Genomic DNA, 21,705 nt, shown 5'->3' on the forward strand with positions numbered 1-21,705 from the left:
GCCTCACGCGCCCGCGTCGCGGAGCGCGTCGTTCGGGCGGTCCCAGAACTTCGCGCCCGGCGAGGACGTTCCTTCCGCGAGCTCGCGCTGCACGAGGCGTTCGATCGCGCGCGCCACCTGCGCCGAGCGCGCGGGGTCGCGGCTCAGGTGCGCCGCGATCGCGACGCACTCGCCGACCAGGCCCTTCTGCTTCGCGATCGAGTCGCCGCCGAGGAAGCGCGGCTGCGTGATCGCGCGCTCGAAGAGCGTCCCGTCGAAGTACTTGAACAGCTTCGCGTCCGGGCGCTGGCTCGCGTGGAAGCACTCGCTCTCGGGCACCGGGTAGAGCAGCGTCCACGGCTCGCTCGGAGCGCCGCGCGACGCGGCGAGGAGCGCGTCACCCAGCGCGCGCCGCTCGTTCTCGAGGCCCTGGTTGTACTCGAACAGATCGTGCGCGCGCAGGAGCAGGTAGCGAAGCAGGTCGCGCTCGCCGAACGTCGCCGAGAGGCCGATGCGGCGCCCCGGGACGTCGTAGAAGACCGTCCACGTGCCGACCGCGCTGCCCTTCGCGAGCTCGGCCTCGCGCGCCGCGCGCTTCGCGCTCGCGTCCGCCGCGAAGAGGAGCCCACCGACGAGCGCGACGATCACCACCACTCCACCGAGGATCCACCAGAGCATCGAGCACCTCCCGCGCGTGACTCCTACGGCCTCTGGTTGGCGAACGCCCCCGACGCCGCGCGTGCGTTCTCGCATCCTCGGCGATCTCGGCCTCGCGCGGAGCGCGCGTGCTACCCCTTCGGGCCGCATGCGCCACGTCCCTGCACGCCTCTCGGCGTACTACGTCGCGCACTTCACCTGCACCGGGATCCACCTTCCGTTCTGGGCGCTCTGGCTCGCGTCGCGCGACGTGCCCGCGGACTGGATCGGCGTCCTGATCGGGCTCGGCTACTGGGTTTCGATCGCGAGCTCGCCGCTCGCCGGGCGCATCTCGGATCGCGTCGGCGCGGCGCGGCCGCCGATGGCCGTGCTCGCGGTGATCGCGGTGCTCGGGTTCGTCGCGTTCTCGTTCGCGTCGGGCGTGCCCGCGCTCGCGGTGCTCGGCGTGATCACGTTCGGCGCGCACTCCGCGCTCCTGCCGCTCGCCGAGAGCATCACGCAGGCGCACGCGGCCGCGGGCAACGCGCGCTACGGGCCCGTGCGGCTCTGGGGCTCGCTCGCGTTCATCGTCGCGTCGGCGGGCGCGGGGTGGCTCGTCGAGCACGTCGGGGCCGCGGTCGTGCCGTGGCTCATGGCGAGCGGAACGCTCGCGTGCCTCGTCGCGTCGCAGCAGATGCCGAAGCGCGCGGACGCGCGCGTGCCGAGCGCGAGCGACGACGCATCGGCGACGACGCCGCGCGGGGTCGCGTGGGGCGCGCTCGTGGCGGGCATGGTGCTCGCGGGCGCGATCCAGGCGACGCACTCGGTCTACTACGGGTTCGGGAGCCTGCGGTGGAGCGCGCTCGGGCTCGACGAGACGACGATTGGCGCGCTCTGGGCCGAAGGGGTCGTCGCGGAGATCGTGCTCTTCGCGCTCGCGCCGCCGCTCGTCGCGCGCGTCGGCCCCGCGCCGATGTGGATCGCGGGCGCGCTCGCGGCGGCGCTGCGCTGGGTGCTGCTCGCGCGCGCCGACGACCTCGCGCGGATCGCGGTCGCGCAGTTGCTGCACGCGCTCTCGTTCGGCGCGACGCACCTCGGCGCGATGGACTTCGTGCGACGCGCGCTGCCGATCACGCGGCTCGGGACCGGACAGGGCATGTACACCGCGATCCTCGGGCTCGCGTACGGCGTCGCGACGCCCGCCGCCGGCGCGCTGTACGAACGCATGCAGGGCGACGCGTACCTGGTCGCAGCGGCGGTCGCGGGCGTGGCGGGCGTGATCGCGCTCGGCGCCGGCCCGTGGATCGTGCGACGCGCGACGACGGCGTGAGCGGACGCCGAGGCCGCCTCGGCGCGCTCCGCAAACCTCGTAGGCCCCGCCGAGGCCGCTTCGGCGCACTTCGCAGACCTCGTAAGCCCGCCGAGGCCGCCTCGGCGCGCTCCGCAGACCTCGTAAGCCCGCCGAGGCCGCCTCGGCGCGCTCCGCAGACCTCGTAAGCCCGCCGAGGCCGCCTCGGCGCGCTTCGCAGACCTCGCAAGCCCCCCGAGGCCGCCTCGGCGCGGTTCGCGCCTCTTTCGAAGGCCGTCGACGCGGCGTGGGCGCGCTCCACACGCCGCGAGACGCCCGCGAGCCCGCCTCGGCGCGCTCGGCGAGCCGCGCCAGGCCGACGAGGCCGCGCCGCGCGCTCGCTGCGGCGCCTCAGCCCGCGACGTGCGGCGGGACGACGCGCTCGCCCGAGCCCTCTTCGCGCGCGACGCCGTCGTCCTCGAGCTCGCCGCCTTCGAACAGCGTCTTGAGCCGCTGCGCGCTCACGCGGATGTCGTGCATCGCGCTCACGCGACGACGCCCCTCGACCGCCATCTCGTTCAGCCGCGGGATCGGCGTCGCGAGGCACTCGCGCAGCGCGGTCTCGAGCTGCTCGACGCTGCCCGCCGCGCAGAGCCATCCGCAGTCGCCGGGCGCGACGAGCTCGGGGATGCCCGCGACGTACGTGCTGATCACGGGACGCCCGAGCGCGAGCGCCTCCATGATCACGACCGGCAGTCCCTCCGCGAAGCTCGGCAGCACCATCGCGCGGCCGCCCTCGACCTCGCGGCGCACCACGTCTCCGCTCGCCCAGCCGGTGAAGCGCACGTTCTTCTCGATGCCGTGACGCGCGACCGCGGCCTTGATCTCCTCCTCGAGCTCGCCGCCGCCGACCAGCACGAGCTCGATCGGTGTGCCCGACTTCGCGACGCGCGCGACCGCCTCGACCAGGAGCGCCTGGCCCTTCTGCTCGTGCAGCCGACCGACGCACACGACGCGCGGCACGTCGGGCACCGGCGCCGGCTCCTTCGCGAGGAAGCTCGCGTCGAGCCCGCAGCGCACGACGTGCACCTTGCTCCACTCGGTCGAGGGAACGCGACGCCACAGCTGGCTGCGGCCGAAGCTCGAGATCGCGGCGACGAAGCGCGACGCGCGGATCTTCTCGCCGAGCTTGATGGTCTCGGGCTTGTCGAACTCCTCGGGGCCGTGGACGGTGAACGAGAACGGCGGGCCGCCGAGCTCGCGCGCGAGCATCGCGACGGTCGCGGAGTTCGTGCCGAAGTGCGCGTGCACGTGCTCCACGCCGTGCTTCTCGAGCTGCTCGACGAGCACGCACGCCTCGGCGAGGTACGCGCCGTGATAGAGCACGCCGCGATCGCTGTTGAGGCCGAGCTCGGTCGCGCGCTTCGCCGCCTTCGCGAGCTGCACGGGACGCGTGAGCGACCACCGCGCGAGCGCCTCCGCGAGGCCGCGCGCGCCGTGCTCGAGCAGCACGTGCGTCTTCTCGAGCTCCTTCTGGTCCTCGGGGTCCTTCAGGCCCGCGGGGTGGCGGCGCACGCTGAAGCGCACGACGTCGACACCGAGCTGCTCGAGCGCCTGGATCTCGCGGCGCACGAAGGTGTGGCTGATCGCGGGGTACTGGTTGATGAGGTAGGCGATCTTCATCCGAGGGAGCTCCGGCCGAGATGATCGAGGTCGTCGAGCACGCCGGGGTCGTCGACCTCGACGTCGAGCGCGGGGACGATCCCGAGTAACACGTCGCGCGCGCTGCGATCGAGCGGGGCCTCGCGCAGCGCGCGAATCGCGTCGCCCGCGATCGCGTACGGATGGCCGCGACGTCCTCCGAAGCGGGGACGCGCGACGAGCGCGCCCGCGTCGAGCGCGGCGATCAGCCCGCGCACCGTCGACGCGCGGACGCGCGGATGATCGATCAGCGACACGACCACGCGCTCGGCATCGCTCGCGGCGAGCGCGACCTGCAGCGAGGAGAGCATGCCGCGCGCGGGCGCGGGATTGCGGACCCACCGCACGCCCTCGGGCAGTGCGCGCGCGATGCGCGCGGCGTGGGGCTCGCCGAGCACGACGAGCACGCGCTCGACGCCCGCGTCGCGCTGGGCGCGCACGGCGCGCGCGATCCACGTCTCGCCGTCGAGCGTGTCGAGCGCCTTGACCCGCCCGGCGCGCGCGCTGCGTCCGGCGGCGAGCACGATGCCCGCGACGTCGCTCACGCGTCCTCTCCTGCCGCGCGCGCGATCGCACGACGGATGCGCGCGTACGTGCCGCAGCGACACAGGTGGCCGCGCATCGCCTCGTCGATCGCGGCGCCGTCGGGCCGTGGGTTGCGCGCGAGGAGCGCCGCCGCGCCCATGATCTGGCCGGACTGGCAGTAGCCGCACTGCGGAACGTCCTCCGCGATCCACGCGCGCTGCACCGGGTGCGATCGATCGGGCGAGAGCCCTTCGATCGTCGTCACCGCGCGACCTGCGACCGAGGAGACCGGCGTCACGCACGAGCGCACCGCCTCGCCGTCGACGTGCACGGTGCACGCGCCGCACTGCGCGATCCCGCAGCCGTACTTCGTACCGGTGAGCGCGAGCACGTCGCGCAGCACCCAGAGGAGCGGCATGTCGTCCGGCGCGTCGACCTCGAGGTCCTCGCCGTTCACTCGCAGCCGCAGCATCCGAGCCCATCGCATACGTTCCCCTCGCGCGGACCGCAAGCCAGCCCCATCCGATGCGAGCAAGCGCGATTCGCCGACGTTGCGAGCCCGTCACGGGGTGTCGATGAATCCTCGTGTGAGGGCGGTGCGCGCGGGGATGTCGCGCGATTCGCCGAGGAGCGCTCGGAGGGTCGGGGGAACCGTGTCGCGTGCTGCGCTCACAGTGCGGGCGCACTCATTCGACCGATTGCGAAACGCAGCGGGGCGGGGCACCTTGGCGCTCGCCGCGTGAGGCGGGGGCCTCGCACGTTCGCGGCTTCAGCCCGCGAGCCAGCCACAGTTTTCGCGATTGACGGACGAGACCGAGACGATGTCGGACCAGACTTCCATCGAGGACCAGAACGTCGACGACGAGGGCGAGGTCGACGGGAACGCGATCGCGATCGTCGGCATGGCGGCGCGCGTGCCCGGTGCGCGCAGCGTCGACGAGTACTGGCGGAACCTGAAGAACGGCGTCGAGTCGGTCCGTCGCTACACCGACGAAGAGCTGCTCGCGGCGGGCGAGTCCCCCGAGAACCTGCGCAAGAAGAACTACGTGCGGGCGGGCGCGCCGCTCGACGACATGGAGATGTTCGACGGCGAGTTCTTCGGGTTCAGCCCGAAGGAGTCGGCGATCATGGATCCCCAGCACCGCCAGTTCCTCGAGGCGGCCTGGGAGGCGATGGAGAACGCGGGCCATCCGCCCGAGAAGTTCGACGGTCCCGTCGGCGTGTGGAGCGGGTGCGGCCCCGGCTTCTACTTCGCGTTCAACCTCTGCACGAACCCCGAGCTGACGCGCGACGTCGGGCTCTTCCTGCTGCGCCACACCGGGAACGACAAGGACTTCCTCCCGACGCGCGTCTCGTATCTGCTGAACCTCCACGGGCCGAGCATCGCGGTGCAGACGGCGTGCTCGTCGTCGCTCACCGCGGTGCACCTCGCGGTGCAGTCGCTCCTCGCCCGCGAGGTCGACATGGCGCTCGCCGGCGGTGTCACCGTCGAGATGCCGCATCGGCGCGGCTACCTGTATCACGAGGGCGAGGTGCTCTCGCCCGACGGGCACTGCCACGCGTTCGATCATCGCGCGCAGGGCACCGTGTTCGGCAGCGGCACCGGCATCGTGGTGCTGCGCCGTCTCGACGACGCGCTCGCGGACGGCGATCACATCTACGCGGTCATCAAGGGCACCGCGGTCAACAACGACGGCTCGACGAAGGTCAACTACCTCGCGCCGAGCGTCGACGGACAGGCGCGCTGCATGGTCGAGGCGTACGGCCTGAGCGGCGTCTCGCCCGACACGATCGACTACATCGAGACCCACGGCACGGGCACGTACCTCGGTGATCCGATCGAGATCGCCGCGCTGACGCAGGCGTTCCGCAAGGAGACCAAGCGCGTCGGGTACTGCCGCATCGGCTCGGTGAAGTCGAACATCGGGCACCTCGACAACGCGGCCGGTGTCGCGAGCCTGATCAAGGCGTCGCTCGCGCTCTACCACCGGCAGATGCCGCCGAGCCTCAACTACGAGAAGCCGAACCCGACGATCGACTTCGCGACGAGCCCGTTCGTCGTGAACGATCGACTGACCGAGTGGAAGCGCGGCGATCACCCGCGGCGCGCGGCGGTCAACTCGCTCGGCGTCGGCGGCACGAACGCGCACGCGGTGCTCGAGGAAGCGCCGGAGCAGAAGGCGTCGAGCGACGCGAAGCGCCCGTGGCAGCTGCTGACGATCAGCGGGCGCAACAACGCGGCGCTCGACGACAACGCGAAGCGGCTCGCCGCGTACCTCGAAGCATGCGGTTCCTCGGAGAAGGAGCCGCAGACGAAGCTCGCGGACATCGCGTGGACGCTGCACGTCGGTCGCCGCGAGTTCGACAAGCGCCGCGTCGTGGTCGCGCGCGATCACGCCGAGGCCGCGAAGCTGCTGCGCGAGAGCGACGCGCGGCGCGTGTTCGGCGACACCAAGGCGGACAAGCCGTCGATCGTGTTCCTGCTTCCAGGCGGCGGCGCGCAGTACGCGCGCATGGGCGCGGACCTCTACCACGCCGAGCCGGTGTTCAAGCAGCACGTCGATCGCGGGCTCGACCTGCTGAAGAGCAAGCACGGGATCGATCTGCGCCCGCTCCTCTTCTGCAAGCCCGAGGAGCTCGAGAAGGCCAACGCCGAGCTCGAGCCGATGCCGCACCAGCTGCCGGCGATCTTCATCGTGGAGCACGCGCTCGCGCAGCTCTGGAAGAGCTGGGGCGTGGAGCCCGCGGCGCTGCTCGGTCACTCGCTCGGCGAGAACACCGCGGCGTGCCTCGCGGGCGTGATGAGCTTCGAGGACTGCCTCGGCCTCGTCACGCTGCGCGGCAAGCTCTTCGCGAAGGTGCCCGGCGGCGCGATGACGAGCGTCGCGATGCGCCGCGAGGACCTCGAGCCGATCGTCGGCGGCGCGGTGGACATCGCGGTGATCAACGTGCCCGACGTGACGGTCGTGTCGGGCCCGGTCGCGGCGATCGAGGCGCTCGAGGCGCAGCTCGCGGAGCGCGAGATCGAGCACAAGCGCCTCGCGATCCCGGTCGCGGCGCACTCGCGCATGCTCGAGCCGATCCTCGGCGAGTTCCGCGCGTACCTGAAGTCGATCAAGCTCAGCAAGCCGAAGACGCCGTTCCTCTCGAACCGCACCGGCACCTGGATCACCGACGCGCAGGCGACCGATCCCGAGTACTGGGTCTCGCACCTGCGCGGCTCGGTCGACTTCTCGAAGTGCCTCGCGACGCTGTTCGAGACGAAGGATCGCGTCGTCATCGAGGTCGGCCCCGGCCGCACGCTGAGCTCGCTCGCGAAGCAGCATCCGTCCGGCGGTCCGCAGACGCACGCGCTCGTCTCGCTGCGCCACAAGGACGAGGTCGTCGACGACGCGGCGTACTTCCTCACGCAGCTCGGCCGCGTGTGGGCCGCGGGCGGGACGTTCGACTGGGATCGCCTCTGGGCGGGCGAGACGCGCAAGCGCGTGCCGCTGCCGACCTACGCGTTCCAGCGCCAGTACTTCTTCATCCAGCCCGGCAAGGTGCAGGTCCTCGAGGAGGACGTGCGCGACCTGCCGAAGCTCGAGGACGTGAGCGAGTGGGGCTGGCGCCCGGTGTGGCGTCCCTCGCTCGTCCAGCCGCCGGAGTCGACGAAGCCGCAGACGTGGCTGGTCTTCATGGACTCGGCAGGGCTCGGCAAGCGGCTGCGCGAGCGGCTCGCGTCGCACGGGCACACCGTGATCTCGGTGTGGGAGGGCGATGCGTACGTGCGTCGCAGCGACACCGAGTACGCGATCGCGCCCGAGCGCGGGCGCGAGGGCTACGTCGCGCTGCTCCAGGACCTGATCAAGAGCGGGCACGCGCCGTCGCGCATCGCGCACCTGTGGATGGTCACCGCGGACGAGTCGTTCCGCCCGGGCTCGAGCTTCTTCCATCGCAACCAGGAGCGCGGCTTCTACTCGCTGCTCTTCCTCGCGCAGGCGATGCAGGAAGAGGCGCTCGCCACGCCGATCCACATCACGATCGTCGGCAACGGGCTCGCGCAGGTGGAGCACGAGGCGCTGCCCTACCCCGAGAAGTCGACGCTGCTCGGCCCGGTGAAGGTCATCCCGCGCGAGATGCCGGGCGTGACGTGCAGCGCGATCGATCTGCGCCTGCCCGAGACGAGCGCGAGGCTCTTCGGCGGCAACCTGTTCAACGCGCTCATCGATCCCTTCGCCGGTCGCAAGGCGGCGCAGGAGGAGCTCGACGACCTCGCGAAGCGGCTCGAGGCCGAGGTGCTCGCGCCCGCGCGCAACGCGGTGATCGCGCTGCGCGGCGCGGTGCGCTTCGAGGAGGCGGTCGAGCAGCAGAAGCTGCCCGCGATCGAGCGCACGACGTCCGCGCAGCACGCGCGCGTGAAGGACGGCGCGGTCGTGCTGATCACGGGCGGCCTCGGCGGGCTGGGTCTGCTCTTCGCGGAGCACCTCGCGTCGACGCGCCGCGCGAAGCTGATCCTCGTCGGCCGCACCGAGCTGCCGGAGCGCGAGCAGTGGGACGCGCACCTCCGCGCGTTCGGCCCCGAGGACAAGACGAGCCAGCGCATCCAGAAGGTGCGCGCGCTCGAGCGCATCGGCGCCGAGGTGATGGTCGCGGCGGCCGACGTGACGATCGAGAGCGAGATGCGCGACGTGGTGCGCCGCGCCGAGCAGAAGTTCGGTCGCATCGACGGCGTGCTGCACACCGCGGGCGTCGTGCGCGACGCGCTGATCTCGCAGAAGACGCAGGGCGAGTGCGAGGACGTCTTCACGCCGAAGATCCACGGCACGCTCGTCCTCGATCGCGTGCTGTCGGGCAGGCCGCTCGACTTCTTCGTGCTCTTCTCGTCGACGTCGAGCGTGATCGGCGCGGCGGGCCAGGTGGACTACGTCGCGGCGAACGCGTTCCTCAACGCCTTCGCGCAGAGCCGTCGCGAGCGCGGGCTGCCCGCGACCGCGATCGCGTGGGGCATCTGGAACGACGTCGGCATGGCGCACGAGGCGATGACCTCGAAGTCGCGCGGCTCGTCGATCGAGATCGTGGGCGAGGCGGGGCAGCCGATGCTCGACGCGATCGCGCGCGAGAGCGGCGCGACGCGCCGCGAGACGCTGGTCGCGCGATGGCACCACGCGACGTGCTGGTTCCTGGACGAGCACCGCACGGCCGCGGGCCACGCGCTCATCCCCGGCACCGGCTACCTCGAGCTCGCGCGCGAGGCGCTCGCGGCGCTCGGCGCTGCGCCGACCGGAGGCATGAGCGCGTTCGAGATCCAGGATCTCTTCTTCATCCGTCCGCTCGCGGTCGGCGAGGACGAGGCGAAGGAAGTGCGCGTGCGCCTCGAGCCGACGCAGGCCGGGTACACGATGGAGGTGCGCAGCCGCATCGAGCTCGACGGCAGGGTCGGCTGGGAGCTGCACGCGCAGGCGAGCCTCTCGCTCGCGCAGCTGAGCGAGCCGCGCAAGGTGCCCGTCGAGTCCATCGAGGCGCGCTGTGATCTGCGCCGCCAGGCGGACATCGCGGGCATCAAGACGCCGCAGGAGCAGTTTCTGCGCTTCGGGCCGCGCTGGCGCGTCCTGCACGAGGTGCGCTGGGGACGCGGCGAGGCGATCGCCGACCTCGCGCTCGATCCGCGCTTCGAGGCCGAGGTCGGCGAGTACCAGCTGCACCCGGCGCTGCTCGATCTCGCGACCGGCTACGCGATGGATCTCATCCCCGGCTACGACGCGAAGACGCTCTGGGTCCCGCTCTCGTACGAGAGCGTGAAGGTCCACGCGCCGCTCGGGTCGCGCATCCGGAGCTGGGTGCGCTACACGGGCGAGGGCAAGCCGGGCGCGGACCTCGCGAGCTTCGACGTCGTCCTCTGCGACCCGCAGGGCAACACGCTCGTCGAGGTGAAGGGCTTCTCGATCAAGCGCACGACGGGCACCGGCGAGTTCGCGCTCGCGGCGCGTCCCTCGCCGAGCGAGGTCGAGCTCGAGAAGGGGGCGGATCGCGAGCTCTCGCCCGCGGAGCAGCAGCTCGCGCGCAACCTCGAGCGCGGCATCCTCCCGCACGAGGGCGCGGCCGCGTTCGAGCGCGTGATGGAGGGCCTCTCGCAGCCGCGCGTCGTCGTCTCGTCGATGCACCTCGAGAAGCTCGTGAAGCAGGCGGACCTCGCCGCGACCGAGACGAAGGCGGAGAGCGGCGGGACCAAGTTCGCGCGCCCCAACCTCGACACCGAGTACGTCGAGGCGCGCGACGACATCGAGCGCACGCTCGTCGGCTACTTCCAGGATCTGCTCGGCGTCGAGATGGTCGGCGTGCGCGACAGCTTCTTCGATCTCGGCGGGCACTCGCTGATCGCGGTGCGCCTCTTCGCGAAGATCAAGAAGACGTTCAGCGTCGACTTCCCGATCTCGGTGCTCTTCGAGGCGCCGTCGATCGAGCGCATCGCGGACCGCATCCGCGAGCGCGTCGCGCCGAGCACGCCCGAGGCGAGCACCACCACGCCGGGCGGCGTGTCCGCGCCGCGCGAGGAGAAGCCGAAGACGCGCTACACGCACCTCGTCGCGATGCACCCCGGAGGGCGCGACGAGGACAAGACGAAGACGCCGTTCTTCATCGTCGCCGGCATGTTCGGCAACGTGCTGAACCTGCGCCACCTCGCGCACCTCATCGGCACCGATCGCCGCTTCTACGGCCTCCAGGCGCTCGGCCTCTACGGCGACAGCAAGCCGCACGAGACGTTCGAGGAGATGGCCCACGCGTACCTCACCGAGATGCGCACGGTGCAGCCGCACGGGCCGTACATGATCGGCGGCTTCTCGGGCGGCGGCATCACCGCGTACGAGATGGCGCACCAGCTCCGCAAGGCGGGCGAGGAGGTCTCGCTCCTCTTGCTGCTCGACACGCCGCTGCCGCTCCGCTCGCCGCTCTCGGCGAAGGACCGCGCCGCGATCCAGCTCGTCGAGCTCAAGCAGAAGGGCCCCGCGTACGTCGCGGAGTGGGCGCAGCGGCGCCTCGAGTGGGAAGCGACGAAGCTGCGCAAGCGCTTCGAGGAGCCCGAGGGCGACACGCGCTCCGACGAGTTCCGCAGCGAGATCATCGGGCAGGCGTTCCGCGATGCGCTGCCGCGCTACGTGATGCGGCAGTACACCGGCAAGGTGACGCTCTTCCGCCCGGCGCCGCACCCGCAGTGGGTGCTCGGCGACGGCGTGATGGTCGACAAGGACCGCCACTACATCCTCGCCGACAACGGCTGGACGCCGTGGGTCTCGCAGCTCGAGATCCACGAGGTGCCCGGCGATCACGACTCGATGGTGCTCGAGCCGAACGTGCGCGTGCTCGCGCGCCGCCTGCGCAAGTGCATCGAGGCGGTCGAGCGCACGCCGCGCCTCACGAGCGGCCGCGCGAACGGCGAGACGCATCGCGACGACGCATCGGGCACGCGTCCGAGCCCGGCGCGCATCGCGATGCGCGAGGCGCTCGAACAGCCGGCGCTGGCCGACGCGGCCGCGGGCGCGGAGGAGTGATGAAGCTCCTCGTCGTCCTCCTCAACTACCGCACGCCGGACATGACGCTGAAGGCGCTGAAGAGCGCCTATCGCGCCATCGAGAACATCCCGGACGCGCGCATCGACATCGTCGACAACGACTCGCAGGACGGCAGCTACGACAAGCTCCGCGCGGGCGTGCGCGAGGGTCGGTACGCGCCCGAGCGCGTGCAGGTGCTCGCGAGCGATCGCAACGGCGGCTTCGGCGCGGGCAACAACTTCGCGATCCGTCGCGCGCTCGCGAGCGAAGATCCGCCGGAGCTCGTCTACATCCTCAACAGCGACGCGTTCCCCGCCGCCGACGCGGTCGAGGTGCTCGTCGACTTCCTCGAGACGCACCCGCACGTCGGCATCGCGGGCAGCTACATCCACGGCACCGACGGCGTGCCGCACCACACCGCGTTCCGCTTCCCCAGCCTGTGGAGCGAGCTCGAGAGCGGGCTCGCGCTCGGCGTGGTGTCGAAGCTGCTCGACGCGCATCGCGTCGCGATCGATCCGATGCCGAGCCACACGCGCGAGGTCGACTGGCTCGCGGGCGCGAGCATGATGATGCGCGCCGAGGTGCTGCGTGAGGTCGGGCTCTTCGACGAGACGTTCTTCCTGTACTTCGAGGAGACCGACCTGTGCCGGCGCGCGAAGCTGGCGGGCTGGCCGACGTGGTACGTCGTCGAGAGCAAGGTCGCGCACGTGGGCAGCGCGTCGACCGGCATGAAGCAGTGGCGTCGGGTGCCGACCTACTGGTTCGACTCGCGCAAGCACTACTTCACGAAGAACCACGGCGCGGCGTACCGGCGCGCGGCGGACGTCGTGTTCGCGGCGACGCACGGCGTGTACAAGGTGCGCGCGCGCATCCAGCAGAAGAAGGACCCGAACCCGCACGGCTTCTTCCGCGACTTCCTGCGATACAACTTCGGCCTGCCGGTCCCGGTGAAGCCGGCGCCCGAGAAGCCCGAGGCGGCGAAGTCGACGGGCTCGACGGGCGCGGACAACGACGGCGGCGTGAAGGTCGCGTAGCGCGCTGGCGCGCCGAACCTTCCGGCGCGCCAATCGCAGCACGGAAGCGCCGCGCCGAACCATCCGGCGCACCAGCGCACCGCAGAAATGCCGCGCCGAACCATCCGGCGCACCAGCGCGCCGCGGAAACGCCGCGCCGGACCGTCCGGCGCACCAGCGCACCGCAGAAATGCCGCGCCGAACCATCCGGCGCACCAGCGCACCGCAGAAATGCCGCGCCGGACAGTCCGGCGCACCAGCGAGAGCTTCGCAAGCGACGGCGCACGAAGCTCTGTCCGCCAATGCGCGGTCGGCAACGCCCGACGGCACCTTCGCGTACCCCTCTGCCTCGCCGGCAATGCCCCACGGCACGTTCCCGTACCCCTCTGCCTCGCCGGCAACGCCCCACGGCACGTTCCCGTACCCCTCTGCCTCGCCGGCAATGCCCCACGGCACCGTCCCGTACCCCTCTGCCGCGCCGGCGATGCCCCACGGCACCTTCCCGTGCGCCGCCGTTCCCGTCGGCACGCTCGCGCGAAGCGCGGCGCCGTTCCCTCGGCACGCTCGCGCGAAGCGCGGCGCCGTTCCCTTCGGCACGCTCGCGCGAAGCGCGGCGCCGATCCCGGAACGTGCGATCCCGCTCCGCGGGATCGCGCGTTCCGCCAGCCCACCCAGAGCCCAGACCGCTGCGTCTCGCCCATCCGTGCCGAAGCCGTGCAGCAGGGCGCGTGGCATCGCTCCCGAGCGATCCCGCAGCGAGGCCGCACGACGCAACACCGAGCGTGCATGGTCCGCGACGCACGCTTCGCGTGCGACGCGGACACTCCGCCTCCCGACGTCTCACCGGCTCGTGATCGGCAGCTCGCGAGGACTAGCGAGGGAGCTGCCACGCGCCCGCACCGAAGCGCTCCCGTTCGCGTTGCCACCCCGACGCGAGGTCTGATACGACCCAGCCCCGTATGGACAAGGTCTACGAGAGCGCCCTCGCCGCGGTGCGCGACATCCCTGACGGCGCGGCCATCGCCGCCGGTGGCTTCGGTCTCTGCGGCATCCCCGAGCTCTGCATCGCGGCCCTGCGCGAGCGCGGGGTGAAGAACCTGACCTTCGTCTCGAACAACTGCGGCGTCGACGACTTCGGCCTCGGGATCCTTCTGCAGAACAAGCAGATCAAGAAGATGATCTCGAGCTACGTCGGCGAGAACAAGGAGTTCGAGCGCCAGTACCTCAGCGGCGAGCTCGAGGTCGAGCTCACGCCGCAGGGCACGCTCGCCGAGCGCCTGCGCGCCGGCGGCGCGGGCATCCCCGCGTTCTACACGCCGACCGGCTACGGCACGCTCGTCGCCGAGGGCAAGGAGACGCGCGAGTTCGACGGCAAGCACTACGTGCTCGAGCGCGGCATCACGACCGACTTCGCGATCGTGAAGGCGTGGAAGGCCGACCGCTACGGCAACCTCGTGTACCGGCTCGCCGCGAAGAACTTCAACCCGCTCGCCGCGATGGCGGGTCGAATCACGATCGCCGAGGTCGAGGAGATCGTCGAGGTCGGCGCGATCGCGCCGCACGAGATCGACACCCCCGGCGTCTACGTGCATCGCGTCGTCGCGGGCGCGCACGAGAAGCGCATCGAGCGCCGCACCGTGCAGCCGAAGAGCGGCGCGCAGAAGAAGGGAGCGTGATCCAGATGCTCAATCGTGATCAGCTCGCGATGCGCGCGGCGCAGGAGCTCCGCGACGGCTTCTTCGTGAACCTCGGCATCGGCATCCCGACGCTCGTGGCGAACTACATCCCGCCGGGCGTCGAGGTGATGCTGCAGAGCGAGAACGGCATCCTCGGCGTCGGCCCGTTCCCCTACGAGGGCGAGGAAGATCCCGACCTCATCAACGCCGGCAAGCAGACCGTCACGATGATCCCCGGCGCGTCGCTCTTCGACAGCGCGGAGAGCTTCGCGATGATCCGCGGCGGGCACATCGACCTCGCGATCCTCGGCGCGATGGAGGTGAGCGAGGAAGGCGACCTCGCGAACTGGATGATCCCCGGCAAGATGGTGAAGGGGATGGGCGGCGCGATGGATCTCGTCGCGGGCGCGAAGCGCGTCGTGGTGGTGATGGAGCACGTGGCACGTCGTTCCGGAGACGGCGGCGATGCGCCGAAGATCCTCACGAAGTGCCGGCTTCCGCTGACGGGCAAGAAGGTCGTGCACCGCATCATCACGGACCTCGCGGTGATCGACGTGACGCCCAGCGGGCTGCAGCTCATCGAGCTCGCGCCCGGCGTCAGCGCGCGCGAGGTGCAGGAGAAGACCGAGGCCAAGCTGGTCGCGGCGCCCGACCTCGCGATCATGAAGCTGCCCTCGCTCTGATCTCTCCCCGGCCGCTGCGCGGCGCGCTGCCACGCACGACCAGAGCGGCTCGTGCGTTGCAGCGCGCTCGCGCATGCGGGTCTGCGTCGCTCTGCTCGTCGCGGTTCTGTTCGGGTGCACGTCGCGCGAGCCGCTCGGCGGTGACGCCGAGGCCTCGCTGGTGGTGCGCGACGGCGCTGCGTGCGCGACCGGGTGCGCGCTCGACACGCCGGTGCTCGTGGGCGCCGAGCTCGTCGCGGACGTCGTGACGACGGTGGAGCTCGACGGCATCGAGGCGCGCGCGATCGACGGCGCGACGATGAGCGCGTGGGTCGAGCCGGTGCGCCTCTGCTGCGGCGTCGGCGAAGGTGCCAGCTGCTTCCGGATGCACGCGGCGGCGGTCACGTGCGGCGGCGAGGAGACGACGAGGCCGCGCGTCGTGATGCGCGCGCTGCGCGTCGGCGAGACGGCGATCGAGGTCGCCGATGGCGAGGACGTGATCGGCACGGTCCCGGTGCGCGTCGAGGACGCGATCGAGGTGAACGTCGTGTCGGCGCTGAGCACGACCGACGCGCCCGACGTGATGCCCGGTGCGATCGACGGGCGCATGCAGTCGATCGCGCTGCGCGCCGGGCAAGCGATGCGGGTCTCGCTCGTGGCGATCGGGCCCGACGGCGCACGGCTGCTCGCGAGCGGCGCGCCGAGCGCGCGCATCGCGGACACACGCGTGGCGAGCGTGAGCCCCGCGAGCGGCGTCTGCAGCGGTGAGGTCGCGGACGGGCCGCTCGTGCAGCTCGAGGGCGTCGCGAGCGGACAGACCGCGCTCACGGTGCGCGCAGGGAGCGCGAGCGCGACGCTGCCGGTGGTGGTGAGCGCGGGATGCGACGGCGCGCGCGTCGAGCCGAGCGACGTCGCGTGCGAGAGCGACGCCGACTGCGCGCCCGTCGCGTGCTGCCACGCGAGCGCGTGCGGCGCGGCGAGCGACGCGCCGTCGTGCCAGGGCGAGGCGTGCACGCTCGAGTGCCGCGAGGGCACGCTCGACTGCGGCGGGCGCTGCTTGTGCCTCGAGGGGCGCTGCGCGGCGTACATCGCGTCGATGGATCCCGAGTGCGAGCCCCCGGTGTTGCCGCCGATCGACGTGCCGTTCTGAGCGGCGCAGCGCGCGCGGTGACGCCGATCAGCTCGCCTTGCGCTTCGGGGGCTTCTTCTTCGCGCCGAGCTCGATGCCGGCGCGCGCGTACTCGTCGCGCAGCGCGCGGCCGGTGTGGCTGCGCTCGCACGCAGCGACCTCTTCGGGCGTGCCCTGCACGACGATCGTGCCGCCGCCCTGCCCTCCTTCGGGGCCGAGATCGATCACCCAGTCGGCCTGGAGGATCACGTCGGGGTGGTGCTCGATCACGACCACGGTGTCGCCGCGCTCGACGAACTTGCCGAGCACGCCGATCAGCCGACCGACGTCGTCGCGATGCAGGCCCGTGGTGGGCTCGTCGAGCACGTAGAGCGTCTTGCCCTGCGCCGCGGTGCCGAGCTCCGCGACCAGCTTCAGGCGCTGCGCCTCGCCGCCGCTCAGCGTGTTCGACGCCTGACCGAGCTCGAGGTAGCCGAGGCCGAGCTCGGTGAGCAGCTCGAGCGGTCGCGCGACCTTCGGCACCGCGGAGAGCACCTTCGCCGCCTCTTCGATCTCCATCTTGAGCAGCTCGCCGGCGCTGCGATCGTGGAGCCGCGCGTCGAGCGTCTCCTGGGTGAAGCGCATGCCGCGACATCCGTCGCACGGCAGGTACACGTCGGGCAGGAACGCCATCTCGACGGTGAGCGAGCCGTTGCCGTCGCACGTCGGGCACCGACCGCCGTGCGAGACGTTGAACGAGAAGCGCGACGCGTCCCATCCGCGCGCGCGCGCCTCGGGCGTCTGCGCGAGCAGGCGACGGATCTCGTCCCACACGCCGACGTAGGTCGCGGGCACCGAGCGCGGGGTGCGGCCGATCGGGCTCTGATCGACCATCGTCGCGCGCTGGAGCGCGTCGTGGCCGCGCAGCTTCGCGAAGGGCAGCCCCGGCTCGTCGTTGACGAGGCCGAGCCCGTCGCGCACCGCGGGCAGCAGCACGCGCCGCACGAGCGTGCTCTTGCCCGAGCCGCTCACGCCGGTGACGACGACGAGCCGACCGAGCGGGATCGAAACGTCGACGCTCTTCAGGTTGTGTCCGCGCGCGCCCTCGAGCTCGAGCCGCGGTGCCTTCGCACAATCACGGCGCTCGCTCGGGATGTGCGCGGCGCGCGCGATCGACGCGCCGGTGATCGACTCGCGCACCGTCTCGAGCACCGCGGGCGCGCCCTCCGCGAGCACGCGCCCGCCGCGCTTGCCGCCGCCGGGACCGACGTCGACGACGTGCTCGGCGGCGCGGATCACGTCGGTGTCGTGCTCGACGACGATCACGCTGTTGCCCTTGTCGACGAGCGCGCGCAGCGCGCCGACGAGCTTGCCGGTGTCGCGCGGATGGAGGCCGATCGTCGGCTCGTCGAGCACGTAGAGGAGCCCGGTGAGCCCGCTGCCGAGCTGCGCCGCGAGGCGGACGCGCTGGGTCTCGCCGCCGCTCAGCGTGTCCGCCGGGCGATCCAGTCCGAGGTAGCCGAGGCCGACTTCCTCGAGGAAGCGGAGGCGCGCCTCGGACTCGTGGAGACAGGGCTCGCCGATCTCCTTCTCGCGGCCCTTCAGCGTCATCCTGGAGAGCTCGCGGCGCGCCGCTTCGACGCTCTGCGAGAGCAGCGCGGTGATCGGTCGATCGTCGATCGTGACCGAGCGCGCGAGCTTCGAGAGGCGCGTGCCGCCGCAGTCCTCGCACGCCTCGCGCACCTCGCGGAGCGTCTTGCCCTTGCCGATGGTGCGGAGGTGGAAGCCCTTGCCCTCGCAGCCCTCGCACTGGCCCTGGCGCGTGTTGAACGAGAAGAAGCGCGGGTCGAGCTCGGGGTAGCCCTTGCCGCAGCTCGGACACGCGCGCTTCGTCGAGAGCAGGAGGTCCTCGCCCGCGGCGAGCACGCGCACGCTCCCTTCGCCGAGCTCGGCCGCGCGACGCAGCGCGGCCTCGAGCTTCGCGCGATCGCCGCGAGCGCGATCGACGACGACGTCGACGTCGTGCTCGACGAAGCGTGCGAGCGAGAGACCGGGCTCGAGCTTGCGCACGACTCCGTCGATGCGCGCCTCGGTGAAGCCCTTGTCGCGCATCTGGCCGAGCAGCTCGCGGTGATGGCCCTTGCGGCCGCGCACGACGGGCGCGAGGACGGTGATCTCGGCCTTCGTGCCGAAGCGCGCGAGCACGTCCTCGGTGAGCAGCCCGGGCGCGCGCGCCGCGATCGGCACCTCGCACTCGGTGCAGTGGAGCAGACCGGCGCGCGCCCAGAGCAGGCGCAGGTAGTGCGCGACCTCGGTGACCGTCGCGACCGTCGAGTTCGCGCCGCCGCGCGTGATGCGCTGCTCGACCGAGACCGTCGGCGGCACGCCGACGACGCGATCGACCGCGGGCCGCGGCAGCTGCGGCAGATACTGGCGCGCGTAGGGCGAGAGCGTCTCGAGATACCGTCGCTGCCCCTCAGCGAACACCACGTCGAACGCGAGCGTCGACTTGCCCGAGCCGCTCGGCCCGGTGACCGCGACGAGCTTCTCACGCGGGAAGCGCACCGAGACGTTGCGCAGGTTGTGCTCGTGCGCGTTCACCACCTCGATGACGCGCGCGTCCGAGCCCGTGCTCGTGCTCCTGCTCGTGCGCGTGCTCGTCGGCGTCTCCACCTCGCCGCGCCCGAGCGCGCGCGCGAGGAACTCCGCGGTGCGCGATCCCTCGACGGCCGCGACCTCCTCGGGCGTGCCCGCCGCGACGACACGACCGCCCTCGTTGCCCGCGCCGGGTCCCAGGTCGATCACACGATCGGCGCGCGCCGCGACGCGCATGTCGTGCTCGACGATCACGACCGTGTCGCCGCGCGCGACGAGACGATCGAGCACCTGCATCAGCGGCTCGACGTCCTTCGCGTGCAGGCCCGCGGTCGGCTCGTCGAGCACCACGAGCGCGCCGGGCGGCGTCTCCGCGAGCGCGAGCGCGAGCTTCAAGCGCTGCGCCTCGCCCCCGCTCAGCGTGTTGAGCGACTGACCGAGCTTCAGATATCCGAGCCCGACGTCGATGATCGGACGCAGCCGCTCGCACACCGACGCATCGCCCGCGAAGCGCTCCGCCGCTTCGTTCGCGGTGAGCTCGAGCACGTCCGCGACGGTCATGCCGCGATGCACGACGTCGAGCACCGGGCCCACGAAGCGCCGCCCGCTGCAGTCGGGGCACGAGAACGTCACGTCCGCGAGGAACTGCATCTCGACGGTCTCGGCGCCGTCGCCGCGACACGTCTCGCAGCGCCCGCCCTCGACGTTGAACGAGAAGAACCCGTCGGTGTAGCCGCGCTCCTTCGCGAGCGGCTCGCGCGCGAAGCGCTTCCGGATCACGTCCCACGCGCCGAGGTACGTCGCCGCGTTGCCGCGCGACGTGCGACCGAGCGGCGACTGATCGACGTGCACGACGCTCGACACCAGCGCCGCGCCCTCGAGCGCGTCGTGGTCGAGCGGCTGGTGCACACCGGGCACACCGAGCGCGCGCTGCACCGCGGGCACGAGCGTCTCGAGCACGAGGCTGCTCTTGCCGGATCCGCTCGGCCCGGTGACGCACGTCATCGCGCCGATCGGGATGCGCAGCTCGACGTGCTGGAGGTTGTGACCGCGCGCGCCGCGCAGCACGAGCCAGCTCGGCGTGATCCGTCGCTCGCGCACCACACGCGCGTCCTCGCGGAGCGCGTGCGCGGTCGCGGTGTCGCCCTTCGCGAGCACGTCGGGCGTTCCGTCGAACACGATGCCGCCGCCGTGCTCACCGGCGCCGGGACCGAGCTCGATGACGCGATCCGCCGCGCGGATCACGTCGGGATCGTGCTCGACCACGAGCACGAGGTTGTCGTCCTCCGCCAGCCGCTCGACGACGCGCGAGAGCTTGCGGACGTCGCTCGGATGCAGCCCGACCGTGGGCTCGTCGAGCACGAACATCGCGCCGGTGAGCGACGCCGAGAGCGCGCTCGTCAGCGACACGCGCTGCGACTCGCCGCCGCTGAGCGTGCGCGACGCGCGATCGAGCTGGAGGTACCCGAGCCCGACGTCCTCGAGCGTGCGCAGTCGATCGCGGCACTCGCGCAGCAGCAGGAGCGTCGCAGCGTCGGTCTCGATCACGGGCTCGACGCGATCGAGGAACACGCGCGCGTCCGACGCGGGCATCGCGAAGAGCTCTGCGATCGAGCGCCCGTCGATCTTCCAGAGCAGCGCGTCGGGCTTCAGGCGCGCGCCGTTGCACGCGGTGCAGTCCTCGTAGCTGCGATAGCGCGAGAGCAGCACGCGCACGTGCATCTTGTACGCGCGCGACTCGAGCCATCCGAACCAGCCGCGCAGGCCGAACCAGCCGCGCGGCCAGCCGAGCGCGTCGCCCTCCATGAGCCAGTGGCGCTGTGCTTCGGAGAGCTGCGCGATCGGCACGTCGAGGGGCACGCCGGCCGCGGCCGCGTGCTTCGCGAGGGCGCGTCGCTCCCACGCCGTCGACTTGCCGCCCCACGGGGCGATGGCGCCGCCGCCGAGCGTCTTCTTGGGATCCGGCAGCACCTTCGCCCAGTCGACGCCGATCACGCGGCCGAAGCCGCGGCACGACTCGCACGCGCCGACCGCGCTGTTGAACGAGAAGAGCCCGGGGGTCGCGTCGCGGTACGCGATGTCGCAGCGCGCGCAGTGCAGCGCGCGCGAGTAGCGGTGCACCTCGCTCCCGATCACCGCCGCGGCGCGACCATGACCGCGCGTCATCGCGGCCTCGAGCGCCTCGACGATGCGCCCGCGCTCCTCGTCGCGCAGCACCGTGCGATCCGCGACGACCTCCACGGTGCGCAGCGCGGGCTCCGGCTCGGGCGCGGCGGCCTTCTTCTTGGTCGCCTTCTTCTTCGCGACCTTCTTCTTCGGCGTGGCCGCGATCACGTCGTCGCCGAGCACGTCGCTCGGGCGCACCTCGTCGAGGTCGCGCACCGCGCCGTCGATGAGCACGCGACGATAGCCCGCGCCCGCGAGCATCTCGCGCACGCCGAGGAAGCCCTCGGCGTCGCGCACCGGCACCGGGTACGTCACGAGCAGCTTCGCACCCGCGTGCGACGCGAGCAGCGCGTCCGCGATCGCTTCGGGCTCGTCGCGCGTGACGCGCTCGCCGCACTGTCGGCAGTGGAGCTGCGCGGCGCGCGCCCAGAGGCTCTTCGCGTAGTCGGCGACCTCGGTCATCGTGCCGACGGTCGAGCGGCTGGTGCGCACCGGCGCCTGGCGATCGACGGCGATGCCCGCAGCGACCGGCTCGAGGCGATCCACCGGCGGGCGCGCGAGCCGCTCGAGGAACTGTCGCGCGTACGCGCTGAAGCTCTCGACGTAGCGGCGCTGGCCCTCGGCGTAGAGCGTGCCGAACGCGAGCGACGACTTGCCCGCGCCGGACGGGCCCGCGATGGCGACCAGCGTGCCGGGCTCGAGGTCGAGATCGATCGCGCGCAGGTTGTGGGTGCGAGCGCCGCGGAGACGTGTCGAGCGCATCGGTGACTGCTATCTCGTTTCGCGTGGCTCTGAGCCGACGGTGGGCCGGAGCGGCGCTCCGGGCG

The 21,705-nt window shown here is 72.1% G+C and carries 11 protein-coding genes; 6 read left to right on the plus strand and 5 right to left on the minus strand.

The features are described 5' to 3' along the window. Window positions 1-3: 3 nt before the first annotated feature. Complete coding sequence (locus DB32_RS21190) at window positions 4-657, minus strand: hypothetical protein (protein ID WP_053234468.1); 654 nt, start codon at window positions 655-657, stop codon at window positions 4-6. A gap of 127 nt (window positions 658-784) precedes the next feature. Between DB32_RS21190 and DB32_RS21195 the strand changes: the two genes are divergently transcribed. After that, a complete protein-coding gene (locus DB32_RS21195; protein WP_053234469.1) occupies window positions 785-1,945 on the plus strand; it encodes an MFS transporter in 1,161 nt (386 codons plus the stop codon). Window positions 1,946-2,314: 369 nt separating this feature from the next. On the opposite strand, the gene DB32_RS21200 is transcribed toward DB32_RS21195, so the two are convergent. From DB32_RS21200 to DB32_RS21210, 3 genes are read right to left on the minus strand one after another with little or no spacing between them, the layout of a single operon-like run. After that, the gene (locus DB32_RS21200; protein ID WP_075097578.1) at window positions 2,315-3,586 is read right to left on the minus strand and encodes a glycosyltransferase family 4 protein; all 1,272 of its coding nucleotides are present in this window, start codon (window positions 3,584-3,586) and stop codon (window positions 2,315-2,317) included. Further along, a complete protein-coding gene (locus DB32_RS21205; RefSeq protein WP_053234470.1) occupies window positions 3,583-4,149 on the minus strand; it encodes a nucleotidyltransferase family protein in 567 nt (188 codons plus the stop codon). The genes DB32_RS21200 and DB32_RS21205 overlap by 4 nt, the downstream gene beginning before the upstream one ends. Next, a complete protein-coding gene (locus tag DB32_RS21210; RefSeq protein ID WP_053234471.1) occupies window positions 4,146-4,601 on the minus strand; it encodes a (2Fe-2S)-binding protein in 456 nt (151 codons plus the stop codon). The genes DB32_RS21205 and DB32_RS21210 overlap by 4 nt, the downstream gene beginning before the upstream one ends. Window positions 4,602-4,950: 349 nt before the next feature. Here DB32_RS21210 and DB32_RS21215 point away from each other — a divergent pair, with 349 nt between their 5' ends. From DB32_RS21215 to DB32_RS21235, 5 genes are all read left to right on the plus strand, one after another. Next, window positions 4,951-11,658, plus strand: a complete 6,708-nt coding sequence (locus DB32_RS21215; protein ID WP_083458533.1) for a type I polyketide synthase — start codon at window positions 4,951-4,953, stop codon at window positions 11,656-11,658. After that, complete coding sequence (locus DB32_RS21220; protein ID WP_053234472.1) at window positions 11,658-12,692, plus strand: glycosyltransferase family 2 protein; 1,035 nt, start codon at window positions 11,658-11,660, stop codon at window positions 12,690-12,692. Before DB32_RS21215 ends, DB32_RS21220 begins: the two co-directional genes overlap by 1 nt. Window positions 12,693-13,630: 938 nt before the next feature. After that, a complete protein-coding gene (locus tag DB32_RS21225; protein ID WP_053234473.1) occupies window positions 13,631-14,347 on the plus strand; it encodes a CoA transferase subunit A in 717 nt (238 codons plus the stop codon). Window positions 14,348-14,352: 5 nt separating this feature from the next. Further along, window positions 14,353-15,030, plus strand: coding sequence for a CoA transferase subunit B (locus DB32_RS21230; RefSeq protein WP_053238892.1), 678 nt, complete (start codon window positions 14,353-14,355; stop codon window positions 15,028-15,030). A 73-nt stretch (window positions 15,031-15,103) separates the two neighbouring features. Next, window positions 15,104-16,159 carry a hypothetical protein gene (locus DB32_RS21235; protein ID WP_053234474.1) on the plus strand — a complete coding sequence of 352 codons (1,056 nt, stop codon included), beginning with the start codon at window positions 15,104-15,106 and terminating at the stop codon, window positions 16,157-16,159. Window positions 16,160-16,186: 27 nt separating this feature from the next. Here DB32_RS21235 and uvrA read toward each other — a convergent pair whose 3' ends face one another. After that, window positions 16,187-21,640: an excinuclease ABC subunit UvrA gene (uvrA, locus tag DB32_RS21240; RefSeq protein WP_053234475.1), complete on the minus strand. Its 5,454-nt coding sequence runs from the start codon at window positions 21,638-21,640 to the stop codon at window positions 16,187-16,189. Window positions 21,641-21,705: the final 65 nt, after the last annotated feature.

The organism is Sandaracinus amylolyticus (assembly GCF_000737325.1).
Classification (GTDB): domain Bacteria; phylum Myxococcota_A; class Polyangia; order Polyangiales; family Sandaracinaceae; genus Sandaracinus; species Sandaracinus amylolyticus.